The sequence below is a fragment of the Methylobacterium sp. WL120 genome, assembly GCF_008039465.1.
Taxonomy (GTDB): Bacteria; Pseudomonadota; Alphaproteobacteria; order Rhizobiales; family Beijerinckiaceae; genus Methylobacterium; species Methylobacterium cerastii.
Genome location: NZ_VRUT01000231.1, coordinates 1 through 5,664 on the forward strand (window position 1 = coordinate 1; position 5,664 = coordinate 5,664).

The following is a 5,664-nucleotide window of genomic DNA, read 5'->3' on the forward strand; positions in this document are numbered from 1 at the left end:
GGCCAGGCCGATCCGCGGCTGCCACGGCGCCGTCTCGCGCGTCGGCTCGACGGTTCCGGGGGCGATCGACGGCGCCGCGTGCCGCAGCAGGGCGTGCGCGCCGCTCATGCGCCGGCGGGGTTCAGCACCGCGCGGCCGTCCGGGTCGAGGGTGACGCTACGGTAGAAGCAGGCGCGCCGCCCGGTATGGCAACAGCCGCCGTCGCCGCCGACCGCGACGGTGATCAGCAGCGCGTCCTGGTCGCAATCGGTGCGCATCTCGACGACGCGCTGGACCTGGCCCGAGGTCGCGCCCTTGTGCCAGAGTTCCCGGCGCGAGCGCGACCAGTACCAGGCCTCGCCGGTCTCCAGCGTCCGTCGCAGCGATTCGGCGTTCATGTGCGCGAGCATCAGCACGCGGCCGTCCTGCGCGTCGACGGCGATGCAGGCCACGAGCCCGTCGCGGTCGAAGCGCGGGGTGAAGGCCGCGCCTTCCTCGACCTCGGTACGGCTACCGGGCGGATCGAATGGGGGGACGGTCATCGAATGACGGTTCCTGCGCAGAGCACTCGGTCCGCGAGCATCCCTCCCCCCTCTGCGGGGGAGGGAAGGGGCGGCGACGCCACATGAATGCGGCTACGCCTTAATGCGGCTACGACTTGCCGCCGCGGACCAGCGTCAGGAACCGCACCTGCTCGCTGGCGTCCTCGCGGAAGGCGCCGCGGAACTGGGTGGTGATGGTGGAAACGCCGGCCTTCTGGACGCCGCGCATCGCCATGCAGAGATGCTCCGCCTCGACGAGGACGGCGACGCCGCGGGGCTTGAGGATGCTCTCGATCACGTCGGCGATCTGGGCGGTCATCGTCTCCTGCGTCTGCAGCCGGCGGGCGAAGGTGTCCACCACGCGGGCGAGCTTGGACAGGCCGACCACGCCCTTGGTCGGGTAGTAGGCGATGTGCGCCAGGCCCATGAACGGCACCATGTGGTGCTCGCAATGGGAGTAGAACGGGATGTCGCGCACCAGGACGATGTCGGAATAGCCCTCGACCTCCTCGAACACCCGCTCGAGCAGGGCGTCCGCGTCGACCTCGTAGCCGCCGAAGAGCTGGCCGTAGGCCTTGACCACGCGGGCCGGGGTGTCGAGCAGGCCTTCGCGGTTCGGGTCGTCGCCGGCCCAGCGCAGCAGGGTGCGCACGGCGGCCTCGGCCTCCTCGCGGCTCGGGCGGGCGAGGGCGATGCCGTCGGGCACCCGCGTCGCGGATTCGGGCTTCTTCGCGATGTCCTTGGCGCCGTCCGGCGCGGCCGTCTCGGCACGGCGCTCGGCGAGGCTCGCCACCACGCGGTCGTTGTCGTTGCGCATGACGCTCAAGCTCGGCTCGGCCTCGGGAAGGGGACGGGCGGCGCCGTAGGACAGGGATTTGAGCGCGGCATCCATGGCATCTCCGGCCCGCGCCACACGGGCCTTCATCGTCGTACTGTCCGGCTTGGCGTACATGTCGGTCGAACCGTCTCGGAGCCCGGATGGCTCCGGGCCGGCGCCCCGGTGGTTGCGGTGTCCGTGGCCGTGGGCGCGACCCTGGTCGACGAGCCGCCTCCTCGCGAAACGGCCTGAAGCGGCCTATATCGTCGTTCTTGCACGATCGCGCAATGCACGGCGCGCGGGGCGCAAGGGCGGCCCGCACGGGGCCGACCACGCAGCGACAAGGAGCGGAAGGCGCCCATGCTCGACGACATCTACAACCGGCGCATCCTCGAACTCGCCGCCGACATCCCCCGGCTCGGCCGGCTCTCGGCGCCGGACGCCAGCGCGACGGCGCATTCGAAGCTCTGCGGCTCGACGGTGACCGTCGACCTCGTGCTCGGGGCCGACGAGACGGTCGCCGACTTCGCCCACGACGTGAAGGCCTGCGCGCTCGGCCAGGCCTCGTCCTCGCTGATGGGGCGGCACGTGGTCGGCTCCAGCCCCGAGGAGCTTCGGAGCGTGCGCGAGACCATGCGTGCGATGCTGAAGACGAACGGCCCGGCGCCCGAGGGCCGCTGGGCCGACCTCTCCGTGCTCGCGCCGGTGCGCGACTTCAAGGCGCGCCACGCCTCGACCCTGCTCACCTTCGACGCGGTGGTGGAGGCGCTCGACCGCATCGAGGCCGCCAGGCGCGCCGCCGCCTGACGCGATGCTGCGGCGTGCCGCGCGGATCGCGATCCGCGGCTATCAACTCACGCTGTCCGGCCTCGTCGGCCGACAGTGCCGGCACTGGCCGAGTTGCTCCGACTACGCGGACGCGGCGATCGCCCGGCACGGGCTCTGGCCCGGCGCCTGGATGGGGTTTTCGCGGATCTGCCGCTGCGGTCCCTTCGGCACCCACGGCATCGACCTCGTGCCCGACGCCCTGCCGCCGCGGGCGCGCTGGTTCCTGCCGTGGCGCTACGCGCGTTGGCGCGGGGTGAACGCGCCGCCCAATCCGTTCGTCTGTGAGGCCGTCGGGACGAGGTCCGACGGCTGATCGGGCATATCTCGTCGAACGCTCCTTGGTCGGAGCCGTGCCGTCCGCCGACAGGTCGGGCTCTATCGCTTCAGCAGGTCGTCGACGACGGTGCCCGAACGAACGATCCGAGCGAACTCGCCCTCGAGGTTCGCGAGCGTCATCGCGTGGACATCCTCGGCAAGGTGCAGGTCGCCATCCGGTCCGACACGGTCGTAAGCCCATGTCGCGTCTCGAACGAGATAGGTCTCAAAGCCGAGGTTCCCCGCCATCCGGGCCGTCGTCTCGACGCAATGGTTGGTCGTCGCTCCGCAGATGATCAGCGTACCGATCCCTCCCGAACGAAGTCGCGCCTCCAGATCGGTTCCGATGAAGGAGCTATTGACGCGCTTGACGATGACCGGTTCGTCGTCCCGCTCCCGCGCTTCGTCCTTGACTTCGTAGCCGGTCGTGCCGGGCAGGAAAAACGAGTCTTCCGCGGTTCCCTGGTGTCGCACGTGGAAGATCGGCCGGCCCTCGGCTCGAAATGCGGAGAGCAGCGCGGCAATCGATCGAAGCGCCTCGGGATTGTTGCGGCGGCGTCCCGCAGCCTCCCACGCATCGAAGGCCTTTTGAACGTCGATCACGATCAAGGCGATGTCGGCGGATTCGCTCATGACGAAGCCATAGCCGCGGCCGCTCGCTGATCCAATGCGCGTGGCAGGTGCATGCTTGTGTCGTGCTTGCCCTTTCGCCACCCGCCAAACCCTGCGGCGATGCCGGCCTTGCCAGCCGGTCACGAACCGCCGCACACTCCGCCCCCAGAACGACGCCAGCGTCGCCCCCGGCCGCAAGGCCCGACGATCAAGACGGAAACCCCATCGGCATGAGTCAGGGCTCGTCCGCCACCACCCTCGACGACGGCATCGTCGCCACCGCCGAAGCCTGCCTCGCCTCCGTCGGCCAGGCGCGCGAAGCGATCGACGGGGTGATCTTCGGACAGGAGAAGGTCGTCGACCTCGCCCTCGTCACGATCCTGGCCGGCGGCCACGGCCTCCTCGTCGGATTGCCGGGTCTGGCCAAGACCAAGCTCGTCGAGACGCTGGGCACCGTGCTCGGGCTCGACGCCCGGCGGGTGCAGTTCACGCCCGACCTGATGCCCTCCGACATCCTCGGCACCGAAATCCTGGACGAGGATGCCGACCGCCGCCGCTCGTTCCGCTTCGTCAAGGGCCCGGTCTTCACCCAGCTCCTGATGGCCGACGAGATCAACCGCGCGAGCCCGCGCACGCAGTCCGCTCTGCTGCAGGCGATGCAGGAAAACTTCGTCTCGGTCGCCGGCGAGCGCCACGACCTGCCACGCCCGTTCCACGTGCTCGCCACCCAGAACCCGATCGAGCAGGAGGGCACCTATCCGCTGCCCGAGGCGCAGCTCGACCGCTTCCTGCTGGAGATCGACGTCGGCTATCCCGATCGCGCCGCCGAGCGCCGCATCCTGATCGAGACCACCGGCGTCGCCGACCAGGGCGTGAAGGCCGTGATGTCGACCGACGCGCTGTTGACCGCGCAGCGCCTCGTGCGCCGCCTGCCGGTGGGCGAGACCGTGGTCGACGCGATCCTCGACCTCGTCCGCTCGGCCCGCCCCGACGGCGGCGACCAGCTGGTGAAGGGCAAGCTGATGTGGGGCCCCGGCCCCCGCGCCAGCCAGGCGCTGAGCCTAGCGGCCCGCGCCCGCGCGCTGATCGAAGGCCGCGTCGCGCCGTCGGTCGCCGACGTGAAGGCGCTCGCCGAGCCGGTGCTGAAGCACCGCATGGCGCTGAGCTACGCGGCGCGGGCCGACGGCGACACCATCGAGGGGCTGATCGCCAAGCTCGCCGAGAAGCTTTAGCGCGTGGCGGCCGTGCGCGCCCACGACGCGATCCCGCGCGCGCCCGGCCGGCGGGAAAGCGAGGGCGCGGTGGCGCTCGCGTCCCGCATGCCCCGGCTCGTGCTGGAGGCCCGCCGCGTCTCGTCGATGCTGGCGCACGGCCTGCACGGCCGCCGCCGCGCCGGCCCCGGCGAGAGCTTCTGGCAGTTCCGCCCCTTCGTGAACGGCGAGGCGGCCGCGCGGATCGACTGGCGCCGCTCCGCCCGCGACGACCGGCTCTACGTCCGCGAGCGCGAGTGGGAGGCGGCCCACAACATCTGGATCTGGATCGACCGCTCCGGCTCCATGGGCTTCGCCTCCGACCTCGCGCAGGCCGCGAAGGTCGAGCGTGCCCTCGTCCTCGGGCTGGCGCTCGCCGACGCCTTCGTCGACGGCGGCGAGCGGGTCGGCCTACTCGGGCTGACCCGCGCGACCGCGTCGCGCAAGATCGTCGAGGCCATGGCGCAGGCGCTCGTCGCCGACGCCGCCGGCCTGACCCAGGACCTGCCGCCCCGCGCGGCCCCGGCCCGCTTCGACGAGGTGATCCTGATCAGCGACTTCCTCACCCCCCTCGAACGCGTCGCTTCGGCCGTCCAGGAGATCGCCGGGCGCGGCAGCCGTGGGCACCTCGTGGCCGTCGCCGACCCGATCGAGGAGACGTTCCCGTTCTCGGGCCAGGCCGTGCTGCACGACCTCGAATCCGGCCTCTCGCTCGACGTCGGCGACGCCGGCGCCTGGGGCGACGCCTACCGCACCCGCATCCAGGCGCACCGGGCCGGCCTCTCCGAGATCGCCCGCGGCGTCGGCTGGACGCTGACCCTGCACCGCACCGACCGCCCCGCGAGCGAGGCGGCGCTTCGCCTCGCGACCCTGGTCGCCGCCGCGCGCGGAACGGGCTAGGAGGGCGTCGTGCTCGGATTGACCTTCGCCGCGCCCTTCGCGCTCGCCGCCCTGATCGGCCTGCCCGCCCTGTGGCTGCTGCTGCGGGTGACGCCGCCGCGCCCGCGCCGGATCGACTTCCCGCCGCTCAAGCTGGTGGCGGACCTGGTGGCGCGGCGCCAGACGCCGGCGCGGACCCCGCCCTGGCTGCTGATCCTGCGGCTGCTCGCCGCCGCCGCCCTCATCCTCGCCGTCTCCGGGCCGGTCTGGAACCCGAGCGGCGTCGGCGCCGGCGGAGGCCGCAAGGCGCTTCTGGTGATGATCGACAACGGCGTCTCCGCCGCCCACGACTGGCGCGACCGGATGCGGGTCGCCACCGACGCCGTCGAGGGCGCCGCCCGCGACGGACGGCCCGTCGCGGTGGTCGGGCTGGCGGACGCCC

8 protein-coding genes are annotated in these 5,664 nt (G+C 72.2%); 5 read left to right on the forward strand and 3 right to left on the reverse strand.

Annotation, left to right across the window (positions count from 1 at the left end; genetic code table 11):
- Nucleotides 1-104 precede the first annotated feature (104 nt).
- Nucleotides 105-521, reverse strand: a complete 417-nt coding sequence (hisI, locus tag FV229_RS24905; protein ID WP_147754508.1) for a phosphoribosyl-AMP cyclohydrolase — start codon at nucleotides 519-521, stop codon at nucleotides 105-107.
- A gap of 109 nt (nucleotides 522-630) precedes the next feature.
- Nucleotides 631-1,473, reverse strand: coding sequence for a GTP cyclohydrolase I FolE (folE, locus tag FV229_RS24910; RefSeq protein WP_147754509.1), 843 nt, complete (start codon nucleotides 1,471-1,473; stop codon nucleotides 631-633).
- A 225-nt stretch (nucleotides 1,474-1,698) separates the two neighbouring features.
- On the opposite strand from folE, the gene FV229_RS24915 reads away from it, so the two are divergent.
- Together FV229_RS24915 and yidD are read left to right on the forward strand one after the other, a co-directional pair.
- Nucleotides 1,699-2,145, forward strand: a complete 447-nt coding sequence (locus FV229_RS24915) for an iron-sulfur cluster assembly scaffold protein (protein ID WP_147754510.1) — start codon at nucleotides 1,699-1,701, stop codon at nucleotides 2,143-2,145.
- 4 nt (nucleotides 2,146-2,149) lie between these two features.
- Entirely contained in the window at nucleotides 2,150-2,479 is a 330-nt protein-coding gene (gene yidD, locus FV229_RS24920) for a membrane protein insertion efficiency factor YidD (RefSeq protein WP_147754511.1), read from the forward strand.
- A 62-nt stretch (nucleotides 2,480-2,541) separates the two neighbouring features.
- Here the strand turns inward: yidD and FV229_RS24925 are convergent, their stop codons facing one another.
- The gene (locus tag FV229_RS24925; RefSeq protein WP_147754512.1) at nucleotides 2,542-3,114 is read right to left on the reverse strand and encodes a cysteine hydrolase family protein; all 573 of its coding nucleotides are present in this window, start codon (nucleotides 3,112-3,114) and stop codon (nucleotides 2,542-2,544) included.
- Between the two features lie 209 nt (nucleotides 3,115-3,323).
- Between FV229_RS24925 and FV229_RS24930 the strand changes: the two genes are divergently transcribed.
- From FV229_RS24930 to FV229_RS24940, 3 genes are all read left to right on the forward strand, one after another.
- Nucleotides 3,324-4,325: a MoxR family ATPase gene (locus FV229_RS24930; RefSeq protein ID WP_147754513.1), complete on the forward strand. Its 1,002-nt coding sequence runs from the start codon at nucleotides 3,324-3,326 to the stop codon at nucleotides 4,323-4,325.
- A gap of 3 nt (nucleotides 4,326-4,328) precedes the next feature.
- Nucleotides 4,329-5,243 carry a DUF58 domain-containing protein gene (locus tag FV229_RS24935; protein WP_147754514.1) on the forward strand — a complete coding sequence of 305 codons (915 nt, stop codon included), beginning with the start codon at nucleotides 4,329-4,331 and terminating at the stop codon, nucleotides 5,241-5,243.
- 9 nt (nucleotides 5,244-5,252) lie between these two features.
- Nucleotides 5,253-5,664 (forward strand): BatA domain-containing protein (locus FV229_RS24940; RefSeq protein WP_187275278.1); only part of this gene is annotated, 412 nt, incomplete at its 3' end.